Annotated in this window: 21 protein-coding genes and 1 tRNA gene; 10 read left to right on the top strand and 12 right to left on the bottom strand. The window is 61.3% G+C overall.

Translation table 11 applies throughout. From position 1 onward, the window contains the following. Positions 1 to 75: 75 nt before the first annotated feature. On the bottom strand, positions 76 to 249 hold the full coding sequence (locus tag ACSBQV_RS11520; RefSeq protein WP_154219870.1) for a hypothetical protein: 174 nt from the start codon (positions 247 to 249) through the stop codon (positions 76 to 78). A gap of 495 nt (positions 250 to 744) precedes the next feature. After that, positions 745 to 1,632: a helix-turn-helix domain-containing protein gene (locus ACSBQV_RS11515; protein ID WP_033643699.1), complete on the bottom strand. Its 888-nt coding sequence runs from the start codon at positions 1,630 to 1,632 to the stop codon at positions 745 to 747. A 696-nt stretch (positions 1,633 to 2,328) separates the two neighbouring features. On the opposite strand from ACSBQV_RS11515, the gene ACSBQV_RS11510 reads away from it, so the two are divergent. Further along, complete coding sequence (locus ACSBQV_RS11510) at positions 2,329 to 3,177, top strand: helix-turn-helix domain-containing protein (RefSeq protein WP_223524802.1); 849 nt, start codon at positions 2,329 to 2,331, stop codon at positions 3,175 to 3,177. A gap of 717 nt (positions 3,178 to 3,894) precedes the next feature. Here ACSBQV_RS11510 and ACSBQV_RS11505 read toward each other — a convergent pair. Then, a complete protein-coding gene (locus tag ACSBQV_RS11505) occupies positions 3,895 to 5,814 on the bottom strand; it encodes a sigma-54-dependent Fis family transcriptional regulator (RefSeq protein ID WP_099817886.1) in 1,920 nt (639 codons plus the stop codon). Between the two features lie 280 nt (positions 5,815 to 6,094). On the opposite strand from ACSBQV_RS11505, the gene ssuD reads away from it, so the two are divergent. Together ssuD and ACSBQV_RS11495 are read left to right on the top strand one after the other, a co-directional pair. Beyond that, positions 6,095 to 7,267: an FMNH2-dependent alkanesulfonate monooxygenase gene (ssuD, locus tag ACSBQV_RS11500; RefSeq protein ID WP_099782214.1), complete on the top strand. Its 1,173-nt coding sequence runs from the start codon at positions 6,095 to 6,097 to the stop codon at positions 7,265 to 7,267. Further along, on the top strand, positions 7,267 to 8,646 hold the full coding sequence (locus ACSBQV_RS11495) for an FAD/NAD(P)-binding protein (RefSeq protein ID WP_099782212.1): 1,380 nt from the start codon (positions 7,267 to 7,269) through the stop codon (positions 8,644 to 8,646). The genes ssuD and ACSBQV_RS11495 overlap by 1 nt, the downstream gene beginning before the upstream one ends. A gap of 28 nt (positions 8,647 to 8,674) precedes the next feature. On the opposite strand, the gene ACSBQV_RS11490 is transcribed toward ACSBQV_RS11495, so the two are convergent. Continuing rightward, a complete protein-coding gene (locus ACSBQV_RS11490; RefSeq protein ID WP_099782210.1) occupies positions 8,675 to 9,304 on the bottom strand; it encodes a flavodoxin family protein in 630 nt (209 codons plus the stop codon). A 115-nt stretch (positions 9,305 to 9,419) separates the two neighbouring features. Here ACSBQV_RS11490 and ACSBQV_RS11485 point away from each other — a divergent pair, with 115 nt between their 5' ends. From ACSBQV_RS11485 to ACSBQV_RS11475, 3 genes are all read left to right on the top strand, one after another. Then, positions 9,420 to 10,316: a LysR substrate-binding domain-containing protein gene (locus ACSBQV_RS11485; protein ID WP_099782208.1), complete on the top strand. Its 897-nt coding sequence runs from the start codon at positions 9,420 to 9,422 to the stop codon at positions 10,314 to 10,316. Positions 10,317 to 10,385: 69 nt separating this feature from the next. Continuing rightward, complete coding sequence (locus ACSBQV_RS11480) at positions 10,386 to 10,973, top strand: nitroreductase family protein (RefSeq protein WP_033643691.1); 588 nt, start codon at positions 10,386 to 10,388, stop codon at positions 10,971 to 10,973. Positions 10,974 to 11,103: 130 nt separating this feature from the next. Continuing rightward, a complete protein-coding gene (locus tag ACSBQV_RS11475; RefSeq protein ID WP_033643690.1) occupies positions 11,104 to 11,397 on the top strand; it encodes a DUF2623 family protein in 294 nt (97 codons plus the stop codon). A 12-nt stretch (positions 11,398 to 11,409) separates the two neighbouring features. Here ACSBQV_RS11475 and ACSBQV_RS11470 read toward each other — a convergent pair whose 3' ends face one another. After that, the gene (locus ACSBQV_RS11470; RefSeq protein WP_099782206.1) at positions 11,410 to 11,979 is read right to left on the bottom strand and encodes a helix-turn-helix domain-containing protein; all 570 of its coding nucleotides are present in this window, start codon (positions 11,977 to 11,979) and stop codon (positions 11,410 to 11,412) included. A 38-nt stretch (positions 11,980 to 12,017) separates the two neighbouring features. Here ACSBQV_RS11470 and ACSBQV_RS11465 point away from each other — a divergent pair, with 38 nt between their 5' ends. Together ACSBQV_RS11465 and ACSBQV_RS11460 are read left to right on the top strand one after the other, a co-directional pair. Next, a complete protein-coding gene (locus tag ACSBQV_RS11465) occupies positions 12,018 to 12,536 on the top strand; it encodes a GNAT family N-acetyltransferase (protein WP_099782204.1) in 519 nt (172 codons plus the stop codon). 17 nt (positions 12,537 to 12,553) lie between these two features. Beyond that, positions 12,554 to 12,994 carry a DMT family transporter gene (locus ACSBQV_RS11460; RefSeq protein WP_033651828.1) on the top strand — a complete coding sequence of 147 codons (441 nt, stop codon included), beginning with the start codon at positions 12,554 to 12,556 and terminating at the stop codon, positions 12,992 to 12,994. 57 nt (positions 12,995 to 13,051) lie between these two features. Here ACSBQV_RS11460 and ACSBQV_RS11455 read toward each other — a convergent pair. After that, a tRNA-Asn gene (locus tag ACSBQV_RS11455) sits at positions 13,052 to 13,127 on the bottom strand. Positions 13,128 to 13,455: 328 nt separating this feature from the next. Here ACSBQV_RS11455 and nac point away from each other — a divergent pair. Next, on the top strand, positions 13,456 to 14,379 hold the full coding sequence (gene nac / locus ACSBQV_RS11450) for a nitrogen assimilation transcriptional regulator NAC (protein ID WP_033643686.1): 924 nt from the start codon (positions 13,456 to 13,458) through the stop codon (positions 14,377 to 14,379). Positions 14,380 to 14,415: 36 nt separating this feature from the next. Here nac and ACSBQV_RS11445 read toward each other — a convergent pair whose 3' ends face one another. Then, positions 14,416 to 15,879 (bottom strand): AMP nucleosidase, encoded by a 1,464-nt coding sequence (locus tag ACSBQV_RS11445; protein ID WP_099782202.1) that lies wholly within the window; start codon positions 15,877 to 15,879, stop codon positions 14,416 to 14,418. Positions 15,880 to 16,018: 139 nt separating this feature from the next. Further along, positions 16,019 to 18,322, bottom strand: coding sequence for a phosphatidylglycerol--membrane-oligosaccharide glycerophosphotransferase (gene opgB, locus ACSBQV_RS11440; RefSeq protein WP_099782200.1), 2,304 nt, complete (start codon positions 18,320 to 18,322; stop codon positions 16,019 to 16,021). A 286-nt stretch (positions 18,323 to 18,608) separates the two neighbouring features. Here opgB and ACSBQV_RS11435 point away from each other — a divergent pair, with 286 nt between their 5' ends. Continuing rightward, positions 18,609 to 19,349: a transporter substrate-binding domain-containing protein gene (locus ACSBQV_RS11435; protein ID WP_033651824.1), complete on the top strand. Its 741-nt coding sequence runs from the start codon at positions 18,609 to 18,611 to the stop codon at positions 19,347 to 19,349. Here ACSBQV_RS11435 and ACSBQV_RS11430 read toward each other — a convergent pair whose 3' ends face one another. From ACSBQV_RS11430 to ACSBQV_RS11415, 4 genes are read right to left on the bottom strand one after another with little or no spacing between them, the layout of a single operon-like run. After that, entirely contained in the window at positions 19,350 to 20,285 is a 936-nt protein-coding gene (locus ACSBQV_RS11430) for an ABC transporter substrate-binding protein (RefSeq protein WP_099782198.1), read from the bottom strand. It lies immediately after the preceding gene. Between the two features lie 35 nt (positions 20,286 to 20,320). Beyond that, positions 20,321 to 21,088: an ABC transporter permease gene (locus tag ACSBQV_RS11425; RefSeq protein ID WP_042784966.1), complete on the bottom strand. Its 768-nt coding sequence runs from the start codon at positions 21,086 to 21,088 to the stop codon at positions 20,321 to 20,323. After that, a complete protein-coding gene (locus tag ACSBQV_RS11420; protein ID WP_099782196.1) occupies positions 21,085 to 21,825 on the bottom strand; it encodes an ABC transporter ATP-binding protein in 741 nt (246 codons plus the stop codon). Before ACSBQV_RS11420 ends, ACSBQV_RS11425 begins: the two co-directional genes overlap by 4 nt. Next, positions 21,822 to 22,505, bottom strand: coding sequence for a TenA family protein (locus ACSBQV_RS11415; protein WP_099782194.1), 684 nt, complete (start codon positions 22,503 to 22,505; stop codon positions 21,822 to 21,824). Before ACSBQV_RS11415 ends, ACSBQV_RS11420 begins: the two co-directional genes overlap by 4 nt. Between the last annotated feature and the right edge of the window lie 40 nt (positions 22,506 to 22,545).

The raw sequence follows: 22,545 nt of genomic DNA, 5'->3' as shown, positions 1-22,545 counted from the left end.
GATGATGAATGCGAAATTGCTTTTAATCACGAGGTTGCGTAGAGGTTTACCCTGCGTTGAGTTCAGGATGAAACGTCATTCTTTATCAAGCCGGTGTCGATAGAAACGGCGAAAAAAATGATTTAATGCCATTCTTTCCCCATCGACATAGACAATATAACCTTTCCCGCGTTCGCCGACGGTGACTTTTTCAACATTAACATTAGGATAGTGTTTTTTTAGGTTTTTAGACCATACTTGAATACTCATAATTCTATTTTCCTGACGCGCTTTATTCTTGTTTAAGGCATATTGATAGCACCCGTAAAAATAAGTCTCGTAGAAATAAAATATCGTCACTACCTGGGGATGTCTACAAGCGTGCGGGCGGGATAAAGCGAAAAATGCCGGTTGCGCTCAGGCGGGGTATTTAGTGCAAATAGAATAAAAACAATAAGTTATCCAATCGGCCGCACAAAAAGCAAATGTGGGTAACACATTGATATTTAAGGTTTTGGTACGTAAGTCATATCGAAGTCAACGCTTAACGGATAAGCGGTGATTCCTTGTGGGGGCGAGAAGAACTCATCTTGGCGCGATCTTCATGGCGATATTGATGTGTTTTCCAATTAGATAAGTCTTAAAGTTGGCGCTTTGCAGCGAGTGGGTAATGAGTGGTTTTGAGCCTAAATTCATCATAACTCTTTATTGTTTAATATAAATCATTACCCTTTTTAATAAATAGCAACGCCGATAGTGACAGGGTTACCGCGCTGGCCCTGGCGCTACCTCTTTCTCTCTGTGCTTGATAGGGAAGACAATGGGGATATAGGTCTTCATCTCTATTCTATCGCCGCCTTTGGGGGTGATAATTTCAATGAGAAAGCGATCGATCATGCCAACTTTATTTATCGGGAATGATTTGGTGTAGATACTTTGCGTGAATTTTTGCGCCTCATCGCTTGCGCCGTCATAACTGAACTCTGCATAAAGTTGCATGTCTTTTTTTCCCTGGGCGTCGGCCAGAGAGGCAAGCACGCTGCCAAGACAGTCCTCTTCAGAAATATAGAGGGTCTTCAAATAGATGCTGACGTAATTCTCTTTCTTGATGCTCGCGCCAAAATTGAAAAAGTTAATCACGCCGCTATCCGTTTTTTTCATGTTATCAATTGCCGCCAATCGCAGCGCGGAAACCGCAGGATGGAAGTGATCTATCTCTGCATCAACGCCATCCCCTGAATCGTCGAAAAATTTTGGCAGGTGCACATAGCGATGCTCGGGAATACCGTCGAGAAACAGCAATGGGATGGCGGAGGACACGTCCCACGATTTACTTTTGCGATACTGCATCGGCGAGGTTCTGAATTGCTTGCGAAACGCCCGTTCAAAGGATTGATATGACTGAAAGTTCAGCGCTTTAACGATATCGGAAATAGAGAGGTTCGTCGCTTTCAACATAAATGCGGCGCGAATGAGTTTTCTGCCCCTCACATAGCTCCCGAAAGTCATCCCTGTTTCATCTTTAAACGCTTTTTGGATATGCCCGCGTGAATATCCGCTTTTTTCTGACAGCATCTCAACGGTGAGCTTCTCATTGAACCCACTTTCTTCCACCCAGGCGAGCAGCTCCTCAATGACTTTGGTTATAAACATGCAGGAGCTCCCTTTTAGTTATCTGCCTAATGGTTGCGTTGGGTAAAATAACGCGTTATCGGTATTCAGCGATAAGCCCCCAATTTATCCGTTCTTTTAGGCAATATCCTGAGTATAGAACGCTTGCAATATTAACGCGGTAAATTAAAAAAAATGTACTTAAAAGTGTCATTTACCAGATAGCAGCGTATGGCGAAGAAGGAGAAAGTGCAGGGATACATTTTAAGTATATTAATTTATTGATTTTTATAAATTTATATGAATGAGCCAAGGTGGTGGGAGCACATTTTTTGCTCATTGATAGATAAAAACTCTATATGGCTGTCAATTTATTGACAGTAACATCTTTTCGAATCGAAATAATTAACTATTCTATGTTTAAGAGTGGGTGGTTAAGCGGTAAATAGGCCAGGCAGGGGATTGCGCAATTAAATAATGGTTAATCCAAGGGGGTATCAAGGATAATGACATTCAGGGAGGAGTATGAGGGGGGTATTTTCACGAAAAATAGCGTTTGCTATTTATCTTCTGGCTGTGGCCTGCGTTTTTTGAGGCAGAATAAACGCTGAGCGTTTTCTGTCTTGGCGTCCGTGGTTTATCAGCGTTTTTCCACACGACTTCTTTGTGAATCTCATCTTGTGCGAGAGGTGAATCGGCATCTTTCGCCCTGGAAATGATTTTTGTGCAACGTGATGCGTGGATATATTTGAACGGATATGGGAATGCCATTCTTCGAAAGAAAGCAAGCCGGACAGCTTTTGGTTCCGCAAGAAGAGAGATGCATTCAATAATAAAAATAGCAAGATGACAGGCTTTACTATGGATTGTTCTAACAAGTTCAGACGCAATATTTTAGATGAGATAATCGCTATCATTGAAAAAGCTATTGATACACAAAGCCATGTATCAATAAGGGCGCTATCCATTAAGTCAGGGTATTCCATCGGGCATTTACAGCGGATGTTCTATTTGTATGAAGGGATGAAGATAGGGACTTATATCAGAAAGCGCAGACTAAGCCGCGCGACGTTATTGCTGAAATGTACCGATATGAAGATCTATGAAATCGCGTTGCTCTCCGGATTTAGTTCTCAGCAATCATTTAGCCGTGCGTTTTCAAATCAATTCGGTTGCCCGCCGAGAACATTCAGAACCCTGCGCGATTGGCCTTTTCTCAATTATCAACCGATTATTGGCTTCGATAAAGAGCCTTTCCCCAGCAGCATCGTGTACTTGAATCTGCATGAGTATTACGAGAATAAAAGGATCGTGCAACTGCTTTCGCCGGTAATCAGCCGGGGGCAGATGAAGGTAAACGTAAAGAATCCAATAACCTGTAGCCTGTACAACGCATCAGCAAAGTACATTGCGATCAGACGCAATGAAAAAAAGATGAGCGAAAACGAGTTCATCCTATCGCTCTATGAGGGGGTGTTGGCTTCCCTGGATATCTTCATCACGCAAAGCGTAATCTTTAAAATTCACGATCACTGCCCAGGTGAAAAGGAAAACGTCAGCATGTGGTATTTCATCCCGATAAAATGAGATTTGTTTATCGCGCGCGGCAGAAGGTTGCCTGATCACAACGGAAAGCTTGGGTTATGCCATCGATATTTTGATGGCGCCCTCCCGTCAACGCCCCATAAGCCTGTTTCCGCCAACGGAAAGGTTGATGAGGAAGAAAAAAAACCGACCGCGAGGGTCGGTAAGCATGGGGTATTCAATAGGTATGACAACACTACAATTAAATAATAGCGCGCGTTGAGGTTTTTTCTTTACCGAAAAGTGTTATCTCACGGAACAATGGACTCGGCATGCGCGCATCCTCTTTGGCAATAAGACGTGGGGCCTGCGATGCGCAGGCGTCATGAAATGAAGATAAAAAAAGCCGGCGATTAACGCCGGCCAATGAAACATCGACAATCTCTCTGAGATGCACGGCCCTACACGGGAAATAAGGCCATGCAGTTGCTATGTAATCCTACCTGGCGCGCTTTTTTTTACCAAAAAACGATATTTTTGGCAGGGAAGCGGGGAAATAAAAAAGCCGGTCGTGACGACCGGCGAATGCGAAAATAACAGGGTAACGTTAATTGAAAGTGCACATAAAATGATAGCGAATTAATCCTAGCACTGACATCGGCGGTATATTTTACCTAAAAATGTCTTTGCGGCATTGGCATTACCGCCCGGCTCCGACGGCGATATGAGTTTGCGCGCAGAGGAGAAAGGGCGGCCGATGCTGCGCCCCCCGAAGCCAGGCTAAGATCCCAGCGGCCAAACCGCCTCGCGCACGGCGATCGCTTTGGGCAACAGCCCCAGGGCGTAGAAGCGGTCGGCGATGCTTTGCTGCTGGCGGATCACCTGCAAATCCATGGCGCGGATCTCGTGGCTGCGGCGCGACAGCGCGAGTTCCAGCGAGGCGCTCGCCAGCCCCAGTTCGTCGGAAAGGTGACGAGCGGCTTCTCTCGGCTGCGCGGCAATGTAGCGGCCGGTGTGCTGCAATGCTTGGATCAGCGGCTGCAACAGATCGCCCGAGCGCTCGGCGAACTCGCGGCGCGCCAGATAGAATTGCTGATTGAGCACCCGTTGGGTGCCGTCGGCGATCACGCGCAGTTCCCCGCTGCGCTGCGCGTCGCTGAGCAGCGGATCCCACATCATCCAGGCGTCCACCGCCTGCAGGTCGGTCGCCGACAGCGGATACTTCGGCGGCGCATAGACGATGCGCACATCGTTCAACGTCAGTCCCTGTTCGTCCAACATCTGCAGCAATAAATAGTGCACGTTGGAGCCTTTGTTGAGCGCGATGCGTTTGCCGCGCAGATCGGCGGCGCTGCGTATCGGGCTGTCTTGCGGCACCACCATCGCCACGCTTTGCGGCGCCGGCGGCTCAAACCCGACATACACCAGCGCGTTGCCCTGCGCCTGGGCGAAGATCGGCGGCACTTCGCCGGTGGTGCCGAAGTCTATTTCATCGCCGTCGAGCGCGTGCAGCAGCTGCGGCCCGGCGGGAAACTCGCTCCACAGTACGCTGATGCGCTGTGCGGCGAAGTGCTGTTCCAGGCTTTGCCGCGCCTTGAGCACGCCGAGGTTGCCAAATTTTTGATAGCCGATGCGCAGTTCGCGTTCGGGCAGCGGCGCTGCGCTGATGGCCGGCGAATGTGCGGGCGCGCCGACGCTGCGGCGGCGCGGTTTGATCAGGCCAAGATGCGCCAAATGGGTGCGCAGGGTATTGCGGCTGACGCCGAGCAAGGCCGCCGCCTGCAGCTGGTTGCCGCCGCTGCGTTCGAAGGCGTTGCGCACCAGCGCATCCAGCACCCGTTGGTAGAGCTGGGTACCGTCGCCTTGCAACTGCTGCTGCACGAAGCGATCGATGGCGTCGTCACCGCCGCCGCCGTGATCCGTCAGGCGTTGCGTGAGCCGCAGTTGCTGCGGGGCGATCGGCCCCTCCTGGCTCAGCAAGACCGCATTATGCAGCGTGTTCTCCAGCTCGCGCACGTTGCCGGGCCAGGGGTAGTCCAGCAGCGCCTGCTGCGCCTCCACCGTCAACTGTAGCGGCGGCCGTCCCAGCCGGCGGGCGTACAGCGCAAGAAAGTGTCTGGTCAGCGCCGGAATGTCCTCCGGCCGCTGGCGCAACGGGGGTAAGGTCACCGCCGCGACGTTCAGCCGGTAATAGAGATCTTCGCGGAAGCGCCGTTGGCGGATTGCGCCGGCCAGATCGACGTGGGTGGCGGCGATGACCCGCACATCGATCTTCAGCGGTTTGCGCGAACCGACGCGGGTGATTTCTCGTTCCTGCAACACGCGCAGCAGCTTGACCTGCAGCGACAGGTTGAGTTCGCCGATCTCGTCCAGCAGCAGGGTGCCGCCTTCCGCCGCTTCGAACCAGCCCTGATGGGTGCCGACGGCGCCGGTGAAGGCGCCTTTCTCATGGCCGAACAATTCGGCTTCCGCCAGGCTTTCCGTCAGCGCGCCGCAGTTGACCGCCAAAAAAGGGCGATGGCGGCGCGCGCTGTGGTGGTGCAGATAGCGCGCCACCACCTCTTTGCCGGTGCCGGTTTCGCCGACGATCAATACGGTGGCATCGGTGGGGGCCAGCCGATCGAGCACGCTTTGCAGAGCGAGCGACGCCGGATCGATCAGCACCGGTTTGTCGGCGGCGAACGGTTGGGGATCGTACATGGGCGTCTCCTGGCTGACGGCGAAGGGGGAAAAAAATCTTATCCCAGCCCATGAGCGGCCGCGAGAGGGTAAAAGGCGCATGGTGCTGCATTGGCAACAGCTTTTCGCCGCCGCCTGCTGCCAATGCAGCAGCGCTCGGGCGGTAATGTCTTTTCAACGCATTGATATGTATTGCTTTTTAAAATCCGCCACTGTGGCATGCATCCTGCTTTTCGTTTTATAACCAAGCAAGATTTTTCTATCGATAAATATTGAGAATAGTTATATAGGAAAAGCATAAATGACTGAGTCAGCGAAAGAACGCATCAACGTTTTCTGGTTTCTGCCGACCCACGGCGATGGCCGCTATCTGGGCACGGCGCAGGGCGGGCGCCCGGTAGACCTGCCTTACTTGCAGCAGGTGGCGCTGGCCGCCGATAACCTTGGCTATTACGGCGTGCTGATCCCAACCGGTAAAAGCTGCGAGGATTCCTGGCTGGTGGCGGCGGCGCTGGCACCGATCACCCGTCGGTTGCGCTATCTGGTGGCGGTGCGCCCCGGCCTGCAGCCGCCGAGTCTGGCGGCGCGCATGGCCGCGACGCTGGATCGGTTGTCGGACGGGCGCCTGCTGATCAACGTGGTGACCGGCGGCGATCCGGTGGAAAACAAAGGGGATGGCATCTTCCTCAGCCATGCCGAACGCTACGAGGTGACACAGGAATTTCTCACGGTGTATCAACGGCTGCTGCAAGGGGAGAAGGTGGATTTCAGCGGTAAGCATATTCGCGTCGAAGGCGCCGAACTGCTGTTCCCGCCGGTGCAGGAAAACGGCCCGCCGCTCTATTTCGGCGGCTCCTCGCCGGCTGCGCTCGACATCGCCGCCGGGCAGATCGACACCTACCTGACCTGGGGCGAGCCGCTGGCTCAGGTGGCGGAAAAGCTGGCGGCGGTGCGCCAGCGCGCCGAGCGGCAGGGGCGTAAACTCAGCTACGGCATTCGCCTGCACGTTATCGTGCGCGAAACCGAAGACGAAGCCTGGGCGGCGGCCGAGCGACTGATCGCGCATCTGGATGACGACACCATCGCGGCGGCGCAGCAGATCTTTGCGCGCATGGACTCCACCGGCCAGCGCCGCATGAGCGAGCTGCATGGCGGCTCGCGCGAGAGTCTGCGCATCGCCCCCAACCTGTGGGCCGGCGTCGGCCTGGTGCGCGGCGGCGCCGGCACCGCATTGGTGGGCAATCCGCAGCAGGTGGCGGCGCGCATACGCGAGTATCAGGCGCTGGGCATCGACAATTTCATCCTTTCCGGCTATCCGCATCTGGAAGAGGCCCACCGCTTCGCCGAACTGGTGATGCCGCTGTTGCCGCTGGCGCAGCCGGCCCATCAGACGGCCCGCACGATCAATACCGGCCCGTTCGGCGAAACCATCGGCGGCGATCGTCGTCCCGGCCCGGCGCAGCGGGAGGGCTGATGGCGAAGCGTGCCCATATTATCGTTATCGGCGGCGGTTTCACCGGCGCGGCGCTGGCGATCCAGCTGGCGCGCGGAGCGGTGGATGTCACGGTGATCGAACCGCGCGCCGCGCCGGGCTATGGCGTGGCCTACTCGACCACCGAACCGACCCACCGCATCAACGTCCCGGCCGATCGGATGCAGCTGGCGGATGAGCCGGCGGGGGATTTTGACCGCTGGTATCGCCTGGGCGGCGGATTGGTGGCCGATCCGCAGGCGTTGTGGCGCGACGGTAAAGCCTATCCGCAGCGCGGCGCCTTCGGCCGCTATGTCGAGGAACGTTTCCATCAGGCGGCGCAGTTTGGCCGGGCCCGCTTGCGGCACCTGCGCGATCGGGCGCTGCACCTGCAGCCGCAGGCGCAGGGCGCGACCGTCATCACCGCCGGCGGCGAACGGCTGTGGGGCGACTATGTGGTGTTGGCGACCAGCCATCCGCCGCCCGCGCTGCCGCGGCAGATCGCCCCGGAGCTGGCGCGCGATGCGCGTCTGATCGCCAATCCCTGGGCGGCGGAGGCGCTGGACGAAGTTGAACCCGGTGAGGCGTTGGCGATCGTCGGCACTGGGTTGACGATGGCCGATACGGTGGCGGCGTTGCACCGCCGCGGGCATCGCGGGCCGATTACCGCCTTCTCTCGTCACGGCCTGCTGCCGCGCCCCAATGCCGAAGGGGAGTACCCGACATGGTCGTTTGCCCCGCCCGCCGGACTGCGCGATGGGGTGCGGCAGGTGCGCCTTGAGGTGGCGCGCGCCGCTCGGCAACGGGTGCCGTGGCAGGCGGTGTTGGACGCGGTGCGCGCCCAGGGGCAGCGCCTGTGGCAAGCGTTGACGCCGACCGAACAGCAGCGCTTTCTGCGGCATCTGCGCGCCTATTGGGACGTGCATCGCTATCGCCTTGCGCCGCAGGTGAGCACGCTGCTGTCGGAGCAACAGGCGGCGGGCACGCTGCAGGTATTGGCCGCTCGTTTGCGTCGAGCGGAGCGAACGCCGCAGGGCGTAAGGTTGACGATTCTGCCGCGCCAAGGCGCAGAGCGGGCGCTGCAGGCGCAGCGGCTGCTGATCACCACGGGCCCGGCCCATGCCGGCCTGATCGCCGCCAGCCCCTTGCTCCGTTCACTGGCGGAGCAGGGGGCGCTGCGCGCCGATCCGCTGGGGCTGGGGCTGTGGGTCAATGCCGACAGCCAGGCGATCGGCGGCGACGGCCTGGCCAACCCGCGCCTGCTGGTGGCCGGCCCGACGGCGCGCGGCCGCTTCGGCGAACTGATGGGGCTGCCGCAGGTGGCGGAACACGCCGAAAGCGTCGCGCGTCATCTGCTGGCGGCGATCGCCGCCGGAGGGTGACAGCGCGGTTTGCCGGCAGACTCAAGCGTCAGTCCGCCCACACCTGCGTGCTGCGCGGGCTGTCCATCTGATAATCCGAATAGGGGCGAGTGAAGAACTCGCGCCCCAACTCGCGGGCGGCCCGCAGCGGGTTGCGTGGATCGCGGGCGATCTCGCCGCGTTGGTTGCCGGCGCTGTGCACCAGCCCGACGAAGGCGGAATGGGTGTAGCGGCTGAACTCCTGGATCTGATGCACGATGCCTAACGCCGCGCCGGGGTAGGTCTCTTCCGACGCCACCGCCAGCCCGATGCGCTTGCCGCTCATGCGTTGGTGCACGTCCGCCGCCTGAGGGTAGGCATTGGAATAGAAGCTGAATGAGCGATCGAAAAAGGCCTTGGTTTGCGCCGACATGCCGTACCAGTAAATCGGCGTGCAAAACACCGCGCCGTCGGCCGGCAGGAAATGTTCCAGAAACAGTTCGGCGTAGCGATCGGTCGGCGTGTGGCGCTCATCGCTCAGAAAACCGCTCAGGTAATCATCGAGAAAATACAGGCTGGCGGAAGTGCCGGCTTCGGCGGCGCCCGCCATGATCGCCTGCGCCAGCGTGGCGCTGTTGCCGTCGCGGCGCGGGCTGCCGACCAGCACCGCCAAACGCTTGTATTGATGAGTTGTATTCATGTCATATTCCCCTGTGTGAAATGAATTCAGCCTTACTCTAGAAACAAACCCCGACGGGCGACAAATGACGGCTTTTCTGCCAGGATGAATTCAACTCACCTGGAGAGGCTTCGCCATGTTCGCTACGCTGCCCGTCAACGCATTACGCACCTTCGAATCCGCCGCTCGCCTGCGCAGCTTCAAGCTGGCGGCGGCCGAGCTGGCGGTGACGCCGACGGCGATATCACACCAGATCAAAGCGCTGGAACAGCAGTTGGGGTTTGCGCTGTTCGAGCGGGTGCCGCGCGGCGTGCGGCTGACACCGAAGGGGGAAACGCTGTTTGCCGGGGTGCACGGCGCGCTGCTGGACGTCGCCGCCACGCTCGAAGGCCTGCGGCCGCAGCCCAGCGCAGGATCGCTGTGCGTTTCGGTGACGCACTCGTTCGCGGCGCTGTGGCTGGTGCCGCGCCTGGGGCGCTTCTATCAGGCGTATCCGCACTATCTGGTGCGCCTGGAGGCCTGCGCCGAGGTGATCGATCTGCAGCAAGACGCCAGCGTGGACGTGGCGGTGCGCTACAGCCGCGCGCACTATCCCGCGCTGCATCAGGCGGCGCGGCTTGAGGAAAGCTTTGGCGTCTACGCCGCGCCGGGGCTGGCCGCCGCCGAGCCGGAAAATCCGGTGCTGATCACCGTCAAGTGGGGGGATTCGGCGCTGTACGACAGCGGCTGGCATGACTGGTGCCGGGCCGCCGGGGTCGATTGGTGGCGACGCCATGCGGCGATGCGCAGCTATCACGAGGAGCATTACGCCCTGCAGGCGGCGGTGGCCGGGCAAGGGTGGGTGCTCGCCAGCTCGGTGATGGTGTCCGAGATGGTGGACAACGGCCTGCTGGTGGCGTACCGGCCGGAGGTGCGCGTACCGGGCGCCGCATACAGCGTGCTGTGCGCGCCGGGGCGCGAGCGGCATCCGCCGGTTAGGGCGTTTCTGGCCTGGCTGCAGCAGGAACTGCCGCAGGACAATGGCACGAAATAAAAGTTTTACCGTCCTAAGCTGTGGGAATATCAGCGAACTTTTGTTTTTACTTCACTGCGAGAACCTATCATGAGCCAGCCAAGAATCTCCGATTACCCGATTGATGCGCAATTTATCGAGCGCTGGTCGCCGCGCGCGATGACCAACGACGCCATCGACGATCAAACGCTGCTGAGCTTCTTTGAAGCGGCGCGCTGGTCGCCTTCGGCCTACAACATTCAGCCGTGGCGCTTTGCCTACAGCAAGCACGGCTCCGACAGCTGGGAGAACTACCTGGAGTTCCTGATCGACTTCAACCGCGGCTGGGCGCAACACGCCTCGGCGCTGGTGGTGATCGTCTCCAAAACCACCAGCCTGAACGGCGAGCGACTGGTGGACAACCCGACCCACGCGTTCGACACCGGCGCCGCCTGGGCCAACCTGGCGCATCAAGCGCACCTGAAAGGTTGGCTGACCCACTGCATGAGCGGCATTCACCACGACAAGATTAAGGCGGCGCTGCAGCTGCCGGACGACTATGCGGTGCACGCCATGGTGGCGATCGGCAAACCGGGCGACAAATCCCGCCTGCCGGATTTCCTGCAGGAAAAAGAGGCGCCGTCGGGCCGCCTGCCGCTGGGCAACACCGTCAGCGAAGGGCTGAATTTCACGCTGTGATCGCGCGTTCTCGCCGAGGCCCGCTTGGCGGGCCTTTTTTATGCGGCGAGTAAAACTTTGGGAGTATGTTCGCGTTCGCTCATTCGCTGTATATTTTGTTATATAGCGATTGCGTGATAAGGAGGAACCGATGGGGGATCATTTTGGCAAAGGGCTGTTGGCGGGATTAAAAGCGGACAACCTGAAACCGGAGGCGGAGCTGTCGCGCTTTTGCTCCGACTACAAGCGCGGTTTCGTGCTCGGCTATGCGCACCATTTGGCGCAGCGCTGCGGCGACGAGAACCGGGCGGCGTTCGAGGCCGGGCAGCTCAGCCGCGCCTATGGGCTTGGCAGCGAGCCGATGAGCGAGTTCTTCTCCGGTGGCGACAGCCGGTTGGCGGAGAAGTTTTTCCGCGCCGGCTATAACCGCCCGGCGCAGGGTTAGGGCAGACGGCCGTCAGGCGGCGCTCAGCACCGCCACCATATACACGCACGGTTGGTCGCTCTGATTTTCAAATCGGCAGTCCGCCGGCGGGCCGAGCTCAAGGCAGTCTCCCTCGGCCATCTCATGGCGCGCGTCACCCTCGATAAAGACCAGTGCGCCGGATAAGACCCAGATCAGCTGACGTTTGAACGCGTACACCGAAGCCGGCATCGGGATCGCCGCGCCGGCCGGCAGTTCGATGCGCACCAGATCGAGCGGCAAATCGGTGCGGGGCGACACGTGGCGCCGCACGTAACCGCTCTCGGGATCGACCCAGACCGGTTGATCTTCCCGGCGCAGCAGCCGGCCTTCCTGCGTTTCCGCTCGGGCGATCAGCTTGGACATGCTGAGGCTGAACGCGCCCGCCAGTCTGCCCAACAGCATCGCCGTCGGGCTGCTCTCGCCGCGCTCGATCTTATGAACCATTGCCCGTGAGACGCCCGCCCGTTCGGCCAAATCGGACAGCGACCAGTGGCGCGCTTCGCGTTCAACGCGAATGCGTGCGCCGATCAGCTGATTTAGATTGTCTAATTTAATATTCATATCGTAGTATTATAGTGGACAATTGGCCGGGGTAAACCATGATTATACGAAATGCGACGTTCAACGATAGCGCGGCGATTGCCGCTATCTATAACGACGCGGTGTTGAACAGCACCGCCATCTGGAATGAACAAACCGTGGATGCGGCCAATCGCGCGGCGTGGATCGGCGAACGGCAGGCGGCGGGTTACCCGGTGCTGGTGGCGGTGAACGCCGAGGACGAGGCGATCGGCTACGCGTCGTTCGGCGACTGGCGGGCCTGGGACGGCTATCGCCACACCGTGGAACATTCGGTGTATGTCCATCAGGCGCATCGCGGCGCAGGGATTGGCAAGGCGCTGCTGCTGGCGCTGATCGCACGGGCGCGGGAAATCGGCAAACATGTGATGGTGGCCGGCATCGAATCCGGCAATCGGGCCTCGATTAAGCTGCATCTGGTGCTGGGGTTCCGCGACGTGGGGCGCATGGAACAGGTGGGCGCCAAATTCGGCCAATGGCTGGATCTGACGTTCCTGCAGTTGAGGCTCGACGAACGGGCGACGCCGCCCGCGCGCTGATCCCGGGAGACAGGGCGATGAATATGCTGTTACTGCTGATCGCGGCCGGGATGGGGCTGGTGGTGCAGAATTTGCTGATGGTGCGCATCACTGAAAGCGTCTCGACCATCCTTATCACGCTGGTGATCAACTCCAGCGTCGGTTTGCTGCTGCTGGTGGGGTTGCTGCTGGCCAAAAACGGCCTCGGCGCGGTGGCGGAAGTGACCGGCGCCGCCAAATGGTGGATGCTGTTGCCGGGGCTGCTGGGATCGCTGTTCGTGTTCGCCGGCATCCTGGGCTACCAAAAACTGGGCGCGGCGGCCACCATCTCGATCCTGGTCGCCAGCCAGCTGTGCATGGGGCTGTTGGTGGACGTCTACCGCGCCGGCCCGGCGGCGCTGCGCGAGAATCTGCCGGCGCTGTTCGGCGCCTTGTTGCTGGTGGCGGGCGCCTATCTGGTGGCGAAGCGCAGCTTTTGACGGCGGCTGAAAGGCAAAAAGCCCGCTCGGGTTTCCCTGAGCGGGCTTCTCTAAATATGGCTCCTCTGACTGGACTCGAACCAGTGACATACGGATTAACAGTCCGCCGTTCTACCGACTGAACTACAGAGGAATCGTGTGAACGGGGCGAATAATAGCGGGGCGGTTGCGGCTTGTAAAGCGCGAAAACGCCCGGCGCGCGCGTTTGCTGCAAGATTGCCCAACCTGCTGCTTTTTCTCGCTTTTATCGCTTACCTCACGCGCAGCGCCGCCGGATTGCCCGCTGAGGCGGCGCCGTTGCCTGCCGGTGGTGCAACGCGTGCCCTGCGTTGTGGCGCGTCTCGCCCGATAATCGGCCATTTGCCGCCGTTTTTGGCCTTTTGACGACTCTGGCCTGGATCTTGCTGCGGTTGCATGACCGGATTTCGGCATTCTCAATTTAGCGGCTCGCTGGAGGCACTATGAATCTCAGACGTCTGAAGTACTTCGTGAAAATCGTCGATGTCGGCAGCCTGACCCAGGCGGCGGAGGTGTTGCATATCGCCCAGCCGGCGCTCAGCCAGCAGTTGGCGACGCTGGAGGGGGAGCTGAAGCAACAGCTGTTGATCCGCACCAAGCGCGGGGTGCAGCCGACCGAGGCCGGCAACATTCTGTATGCCCACGCGCAAACCATTTTGCGCCAGTGCGAGCAGGCGCAGAGCGCGGTCAACAGCGCCGGGCAGGCGATGAGCGGCCAGGTGTCTCTCGGGCTGGCGTCGGGCAGCACCGCGGCGCAGCTGGCGCTGCCGCTGTTGCAAACCCTGCGCGATCAGCAGCCGGGCATTTTGCTCAGCCTGCATGAAAACAGCGGCGCGGCGCTGGCCGGACAGGTGGCCAACCAGACGCTGGACATGGCGATGGTCTACGGCGCCAAAATGCCCGCCGGTCTGCACACCGTCGCGCTGATGCGAGAGGATCTCTATCTGGTGGCGACGCGCGCCGTGCCGCATCCCGGCAACAGCGTCGAGCTGCTGGACGTGGCGCGGCTGAACCTGTTCCTGCCGCGCGAGGGGGATGCGGTGCGCAACCAACTGGAGGAGGCGATGGCGCTGCGCAAGCTGGCTGTCAACGTGGTGGGGGAGATCGAATCCTCGGGCGCGCTGAGCGCTGCAATCGCCGGTGGGTTGGGGGCGACCGTATTGCCGGAGTCAGTGGCGCGCGCGATGATCGGCCCGGCCAAGGCCTGGATGGCGCGCATCAATGCGCCGACGATGTCGGTGCCGCTGTCGCTGTGCATGTCGGGTCAACAGTCGCTGTCCGCCCCGGCGCTGCTGGTGAAAGACCTGCTGCTGTCGATCGCCGGCGGCCGCAGCCAGGAGAAGCGCGCGCTGGCGCTGGTGCGTTGAGGAAAAAACGGCCCGCCGCAGCGGGCCTGAGCACCGTTATCGGAACGGCGGTTCGTTGAAGGTGCGCAGCTTGCGCGAGTGCAGGCGATCGCCCTCGGCACGCAACAGATCGATGGCGCAGATGCCGATCTGCAGGTGCTCGGAGATCGCCCCTTCATAGAAGCGGTTGGCCTGGCCCGGCAGTTTGATCTCGCCGTGCAGCGGTTTGTCGGAGACGCACAGCAGCGTGCCGTATGGCACCCGGAAGCGATAACCCTGAGCGGCGATGGTGGCGCTCTCCATGTCGACCGCCACCGCGCGGCTGAGGTTGAAGCGCCGCGCCGAAGCGGAGTAACGCAGCTCCCAGTTGCGATCGTCGGTGGTGACCACGGTGCCGGTGCGCAAACGCTGTTTGACCTCTTCACCGGGCATGCCGCTGACCATCTTGGTGGCGTCGTACAGGGCGCGTTGCACCTCGGCGATGCTCGGGATCGGGATATCCGGCGGCAGCACCGCATCCAGCACGTGATCGTCGCGCAAATAGGCGTGGGCCAGCACATAGTCGCCGATCTTCTGGCTTTCGCGCAGGCCGCCGCAGTGGCCGATCATCAGCCAGGCGCTGGGGCGCAGCACCGCCAGATGATCGCAGATGGTTTTGGCGTTGGACGGGCCGACGCCGATGTTGATCAGCGTGATCCCTTGGCCGGTGCGCGAGATCAGGTGATAGGCCGGCATCTGGTGGTTTTTCCACGCCAGATCGGACACCGCCTGTTCGGGGGCGCTGGTTTCCGGCGTGATGTAGGTACCGCCGGCGCTGGAGAGCGCGATGTACGGGCTGGCCGGATCGGCGATCTGCGCGCAGGCCCAGCGCACGAACTCGTCCACATAGCGGGTGTAGTTGGTGAACAGCACGAACGGCTGGAAATGCTCCACCGGGGTGCCGGTGTAGTGCCGCAGACGCGCCAGCGAGAAATCCGCGCGCAGCGCATCGAAATGCGACAGCGGGAAATGGTTGTCGGTGGCGTGATACAGGCCGTCGGCGGTCTCGTCACCGATCTGCGCCAGCTCGGTGGTGGGGAAATGCTGCGCGATACCGGCGCTCATTGAGCGATCGAGCGCCAGGCTGGAGCCGTCGATCACATAAGGGAACGGGATCTCCTGCTGCGACGGCGCCACCTCGATATGGGCGGCGTAGTCGTGTTCCAGCATCGCCAACTGTTCGGCCAGATAGTGGCGGAACAGCTGCGGCCGGGTCACGGTGGTGCTGTAGCTGCCGGGATGGGTAAAGCGGCCGAAGGCGCGGGTTTTGTTCGGGCCGGATTGCTGCCCGTCCCAGCTGACGCGCAGCTCGGGATACACGAACAGCCCGGCGGCGCGCGCCTGCGGCTCCGGCAGTGTGCCGTGGCTGATAAAGTCACTGACCGCCTGCCGCAGCGCGTCTACCGCGGCGTCATACAGGGCTTCCAGTTGATCGAGTGCCTGATCGGCGCTGAGGCCGCTGCGAGGTGGGGCATAGCTCATACTTTCTCCTTCGAGGTCCCGGCTCTGTGGCGGGATTGGCGGCGTTTCACCGTCACAGGTTAGCCGAAGCAGGGCGTAAAAGCTTGGTTGAAATGATGGGCGCGGCAAAGAAATTACCGCGCCCGTGAAGGCGGGGGGATCAGGAGGCGGGATCGGCCGCTTCGACCTTCAGCGATACCAGGCCGATGCCCAGCTTCTTCGGCGTGAAGCCGCCGCTGGCGCTCTCTTTCGGCTCGGTCGGTGCCGGCGGGGTAATGCTGATTTTCTGCGCGCCGCGCGGGTTGTCGAAACGCAGGGTGACGGTGCTGTCCTGCTCGCCGAGCGACACGAAGCGCTCTTCGTCGCCGACGCGCACCGAAATCGGTTCGCCGACGTTGTTGCCGTAGGCGCGGGCGCGCAGCACCAGATCGAAGGTTTTCGGCAGCGGATCGACATAATCGATGTCGACCGCCGGCGCCAGGTTGGCGTCGGACCAGCGGCCCCACTCCTCGACGGCGGAGACGCCGGTAATGGCTTTCACCTGTTCCGGCATGCCGGGCAGCATGAACTCGATGGCGTCCGCCCGGTACTTCATCGCCGCGTCGTCCACCTGCAGGCGGGCGACGGCGTTTTGGTAATCGGCGACGCTGTCCGCCGCCGGGCCGGTAAAGTTCACCTTGCCACGAAAGCGCTCGCCGCTGGCCTGCACGATCTGCGGCGGCGAGGCCAGGGTGCCGGAGGCCACGCAGATGTCGGTGCTCAGCGCCAGCTGCGGCGCCCAGACCCGGCCGATCTCGTAGCATTTATCGACCCAGACGAATTTCTCCCCCGCCCCCAGCCCGGCCAGCTGCTTGCGCAGCGGGGTGGAGAGGTAGACGTTGAACATCGGTTCGATGCGGTTGTCGCCCACCCGCAGAATGAACGGCACCTTGTAGGTGACGCCGGAGAAGCTGAAGCTGCGCTGGCGCGTGTCCACGCTGTAGTCGCTGATGCGGTTCGGCAGGCCCCACTGATTGATCACCGCCGGTTTCCAGCCGTTGATTTTCTCTTCGATATTCAGGAACACCGTAGACAGCGACGGCGCCGACAGGCTGCTGCGGCCGAGGCCGATATAGTTGTCACCGCCCATCACGTCCAGCACCGTGGCACCGTTATCCAGCGTGCTGCGTTTCTCGTTGCGCTGCTCCGCCTGCGGCCGGGTGCCGTCGATGATAAAGAACAGGTTGCGGCGCTTCTGTTTGGTCAGGATGTCGTAGGCGGTGTTGTTCATCGCCAGATGATCGGAGGACACCACGATCACGGTGTTGCTGAAATAGGGCGAGCGTTTGATTTTGTCGATCAGCGCGGCGATGTGTTGCTGGCTGCAGGCCACCGCGCTCAGCGAGCGGTTTTCCTTGTTCTGCCAGGCGTAGCTTTTCTTGCTGCAGCCGGCGGAGATAAAACCGTCCGGGTGATGGGTATCGACGGTCAGGGTAAACAGCGAGAACGGCTGGCGCTGTTTGGACAGCTCGACGAACTTGCCGTACACCACGTCCAGCACACTGTCGTCGTACCAGCCCCAGTCGTTTTTGTAGCTCGGATCGGCGACCTGTTCGCGCAGCTCTTTGAAACCGTAAACGTGGTCGAAGCCGTGGGATTTCAGGAAGGTGTCTTTACCGGCGAACGCCAGCTCGGCGCCCTGATAGAAAGAGTTGCTGTAGCCGGCGGCCTTCAGCACGTCGCCCAGGCAGACGTTCTCCGGGTAGAAGGTGGAGACCGCGCTGGAGGCGTTGCCGTCGAAGGGCGCGAACAGCGGAATGCCGCACTGTGAGGCGACCATGCCGGCGATGGTGTAACCGGTGCCCGGCAGCTGCTGGGTGTTGCTGAAATCGATGCTGTCTGCGCGCAGGGCGTTCAGCTCGTCGGCCAGGCCGGGAAACAGCTCGGTATCGAAGTAGGTGCGCTCCAGGCTCTCGGCATAGATGTACACCAGATTCGGCCGCTTGCCCTGCACGGTCTTTTTCGGCGCCTTGTAGTAGGTGGTGAAATCGGCGGTATCGCCGACGATCTGGCTCTTGACCAGCAGCGAGATGTCTTGAAACGCCGGGGTGGTGCCGACCGAAAACAGCGCCAGCAGCACGGCGACGAGGCTGTAGGCCACGCTGCTGCCTTTGGCCTTGCGGCGCAGCAGGCTGCGGGCCAGCACCGCGAAGATAAGCCCCAGCGCCGCCAGCAGGCCGATGAACGGCAGCACGTATTTGCTGATGCCCGCGCCTTTGAGGCTGCTGGTGACGGTGTAGATCACCGCATCGGTGATGCCGTCGCCGGTAAAGTAGTTGCTGGCGATCAGGATGACGTTCAGCACCAGATAGCTGCCGAGCAGCGTCAGCAGAATGGCGAACCACCAGCGGTTGGCGGCGGCTCGGGTGCGATAAATCAAAATCGACGCCAAAAAGAGAACAAACGAAACGACTGCTAAAACCATCCGCCAAACCTTGTCTGATTGGGAAAAAAACGTTGCTGCCCTGGTCTGCGCCGCCGACCGTGCCGCGGCGCGAAAAGTGAAGGGTATAGCCTATTGCCGGCGGCGGAACAACGCGCGATCTCCCGCTACGGCCGACGAACGGCGGCTATTGTACATTTTTATGACAATAGTGTGACGTTAATCACGCCGACGGCGGCCGCGGCGGCGAAAGCTTGCTGGTCGGAGGTTTCGCTCTACGCTTAATGAGCGCCACGACGGCGCGTCCATCAGCCATTCAGGAGGAAGTATGCAGACGATTTCCGCAGCGGTACTCGACGATCTGGCCCCGCAAGGCGTGTTGCGCGCGGCGATCAATCTCGGCAATCCGGTGCTGGCGCAGGCCGGGCCCGGCGGTAAACCGCAAGGCGCTTCGGTGGAGCTGGCCGCCGCGCTGGCTCGCGAACTGGACGTGGCGCTGGAGCTGGTGACCTATGACGCGGCCGGCAAGGTGTTCGCCGACCTGGACAGCGGCGCCTGGAACCTGGCGTTTATGGCCATCGAGCCGGTGCGCGCGGCGCAAATCGCCTTCAGCGAACCCTACGTGATCATTGAGGGGACTTACCTGGTGGCGAACGACGCGCCTTACTTTGAGGTGGCGCAGCTCGACAGGCCGGAGGTGCGCATCGCGGTCGGCCAGGGCGCCGCGTACGATCTGTTTTTGTCGCGTACGCTGCAGCAGGCGCAGCTGGTGCGGGCGGCTACTTCCGCCGAGGCGATAGCGCTGTTTTTCGAACGCGGGCTGGAGGCGGCGGCCGGCGTGCGTCAACCGCTGCTGGCCGCCGCGGCCGCCCATCCCGGCTACCGAGTGCTGGATGGGCATTTCACCGCCATTCGCCAGGCGATGGCGGTGCCGCGGCAAAAAACGCAGGGCGCCGCCTACGTGAACGCGTTTATCGAACGCTGCAAGGCCAACGGGCTGGTGAAGGCGGCCCTGCAGCGCAGCGGCCAGGGCGAAGTGACGGTGGCGCCGCCGGCCGCTTCGGCGTGATCAGTTCAGCTCCACCGCATACTGTTCCACCGGGGTGATTTTCTTGATCAGCTTGTTGTCGAACAGGAACTGTTCGTAAGCCTCATAGCGGGCCCGATCCAACTTGGCCGGATCGCGCGCGAACAGCGGCAGGCTGGCTTGCCACGCCTGTTTGTTCAGCTCGGTATTCAGCTCCGGGTGCGCCTTGGCGAACGCCAACCAGGTCTCCTGCGGGTGTGCATGCAGGTAGTCGCTGCCTTGCTTCAGCGCGGCGAGGAATTTGCGGATTTTCGGCTCGTTCACCGCATCGCGGTTGGCGACGATGATCAGCTCGTCGTAGGCCGGCACGCCGTAGTCTTCGACGTTAAACACCACCGGTTTTTTGCCCTGCAGCTTCAGCTCCAGCGCTTCGATATTGCGGTAGCCGCCGATCACCGCATCGACCTGGCCCGCCAGCAGGGCGCTGGTCAGCTGGAAGTTGACGTTGATGAGCTTGATGTCCTGCGGCTTGAGGTGCTCGTGTTCGACCATGGTGGCCAGCGTCGCCTGTTCGATGCCGCTGACCGAGTAGCCCACCGTTTTGCCCTTGAGATCCGCCGGCGACGTGATGTTTTTGTCCAGCGCGATCACCGTATTCAGCGGCGTGTCGATCAGCGTGCCGACGCGCATCAGCGGCAGGCCCTGATCGGCGAAGAAATGCAGCTGCGGCTGATAGGTGATGGCGAGGTCGGCCTGTTTGGCGGCCACCAGCCGCGGCGGCAGCGCCGGATCGGACGGCGGCACGATCTTGACGTCCAGCCCTGCGGCCTTGAAGGCGCCGATCTGCTCGGCCACCATAATCGGCGCGTGATCCGGGTTGATGTACCAGTCGAGCACCAACGTCAGCTTGTCGGCCGCGCCGGCCTGGCCGGTGAGGGCGGCGCCGAGCAGCAGCCCGCAAACGGTTTGTTTGATCATGGTCGTTCCTTTATCCCTGGTTATGGTTGCAATCATCAGTCGTTTTCCGGCGCCCAGGCGATCAGGCGCCGCAGCAGCGCATCCACCGCGGCCCACAGCAGCACGGTCATCAGCACCAAAATAAACAGCGCGGCGAAGCAGACGTCGGTCTGCATGCGCGCGTTGGCGTTCAGCATCACGTAGCCCAGCCCCTCGGCCGAGCCGACCCATTCGCCGATAATGGCGCCGATCGGCGCGACGGCGGCGGCCATGCGCAGGCCGGAGCCGAAGGCCGGCAGCGCCGCCATCAGCCGCACGTGCCGCAGCTGCGCCCAACGCGAAGCGCGCATCGTGCGCGCCAGATCGAGATAGTCGTTGTTAACCCGGCGCAGCCCGTCGAAAAAGGCCGACACCACCGGGAAGAAGATCACCAGCACCGCCATCGCCACTTTGGCGCTCATGCCGAAGCCGAACCACAGCACCAGCAATGGGGCTAGGGCGAACACCGGTATCGCCTGGCTGGTGAGCACCAGCGGCATCAGCCAGCGTTGCAGCCGCGGCGAGAAAATCATGCACAGCGCCAGCGCCGCGCCGAGCAACACGCCGAGCGCCAGCCCGCTGACGATCTCCGAAGCGGTGACCAGCGTGTGCCAGGCGAGATAGCCGCGCCCGTCCCACAGCGCCTGCGCCACTGCGCCCGGCGTGGGCAGCAGAAAGGCCGGAATGCCGCTTTGCGCCGCCAGCCACCACAGCAGCAGCAGGCCGATGAAGACCGTCAACCCACGCCGCAGGCGGGTGAAGCCGCGCTCTTTGGCGATATTCATTGCGCTGCCCTCACCATTTGCAGCAGCAGCTCGGCCTGGCTTTTCAGCAGGTCGGCGTCATCCGGCGCGCGCGGCGGTTGCCCGCTGATGCGGTGGGTATCGTCGAGGCCCAGCGGCCAGGGCGATAGCACCAGCAGCCGGTGGCTCAGGCGGCAAGCCTCCATCGGGTCGTGAGTGATCAGCAGCACGGTATTTTGCGCCAGCAGCTCGGCGGCCAGGCTCTGGATCTCGGCGCGGGTAATGGCGTCCAGCGCGGAAAAGGGTTCGTCCATCAGCACGATCGGCTGGCGTTCGTAGAGCGTGCGGGCGATGGCGGCGCGCTGGCGCATGCCGCCGGACAGCGCGGCGGGCAGGCTGCGGCTATGCGCGGCCAGGCCTACGCGTTCGAGCAGGTGCGCGGTCCATGCCCGATCCGGCGCTTCGCCGCGCAGCCGCGAGCCGAGGGCGACATTGTCTTCGACGCTCAGCCACGGATAGAGCAGGTCTTTTTGCCCCATGTAGGCGATGCGCCCGGCGATCGGCAGGCCGTCGCTGCCGCTCACCGTGCCCGAGCTGGCCTGCGCCAGCCCGGCGATGATCTTCAGCAGGCTGGTTTTGCCGGCGCCGCTGGCGCCGAGCAGGGAGACGAAGCTGCCGCCGACGATGTCGAAGCTCAGCCCCTCAAAGATCGTCTGTTGACCGAAGCGCAGAGTGAGATCCCGCACCTGGATGCCGGGCGGGAGGCGCGGGGAGATCATGAGGCGTTCAGCCCCATTTGCCAAAATGCCGCTTCCAGCTGAGTGGCGGTGGTGAAAATCTGCGCCAGCTCGGTAAAGCGGCTTTGTGCGCCGCGCTGGTGGCCGACGGTTTCCAGCAGTTCGATGGCGGCGCGCACGCCGGCCAGATAGCCCTCGTCGCCGTAGTTGCGGATCCAGGAGGCGTAAGGATTGCCCTCCATTTGGGTGGCGGGATCGTGCAGCAGCCGCAGGCCGATTTCGGCATAGCCGGCCACGCAGGGCAGCAGGCCGGCCAGCAGATCGAGGGCGTCGCCGGCATGGCCGATGTCCAGCACGTAGCGGGTATAGTTCATGGTTTCCGCCGCCTCCGGCTGGGCGGCGATCTGCGCTTCGCTCAACCCCCATTCGGCGCAGTAGGCCACGTGCAGCGGCAGCTCGGCGACGATGCCGTTGAGCGAGGCGGTGGCGGCGCGCATTTCCGGCAGGGTGCGCAGCTTGCTGACCAGTAGCGCATAGGCGCGGGCGAAGTGCAGCAGGAACAGGTAGTCTTGGGTCAGGTAACGGCGAAAAGCGCGTTCAGGCAAGGTGCCGGCGGCCAACTGCTGCAGAAACGGGTGATCGACGTAATTTTGCCAGTGGCTGCCGGCCTGTTGGCGCAGCCGGCCGTAAAGGCCGCTTTCGAACAGGGTGGTGATGGACATGGGACCTCCTTGAGTCAGTGGAGATCCGGGCACGCTGAGG

This window comes from Serratia sp. B501 (genome assembly GCF_051172315.1).
Classification (GTDB): Bacteria; Pseudomonadota; Gammaproteobacteria; order Enterobacterales; family Enterobacteriaceae; genus Serratia; species Serratia ureilytica.
Note: the sequence above shows the minus strand (reverse complement) of the source record. Positions and strands in the feature narration are given on the sequence as shown.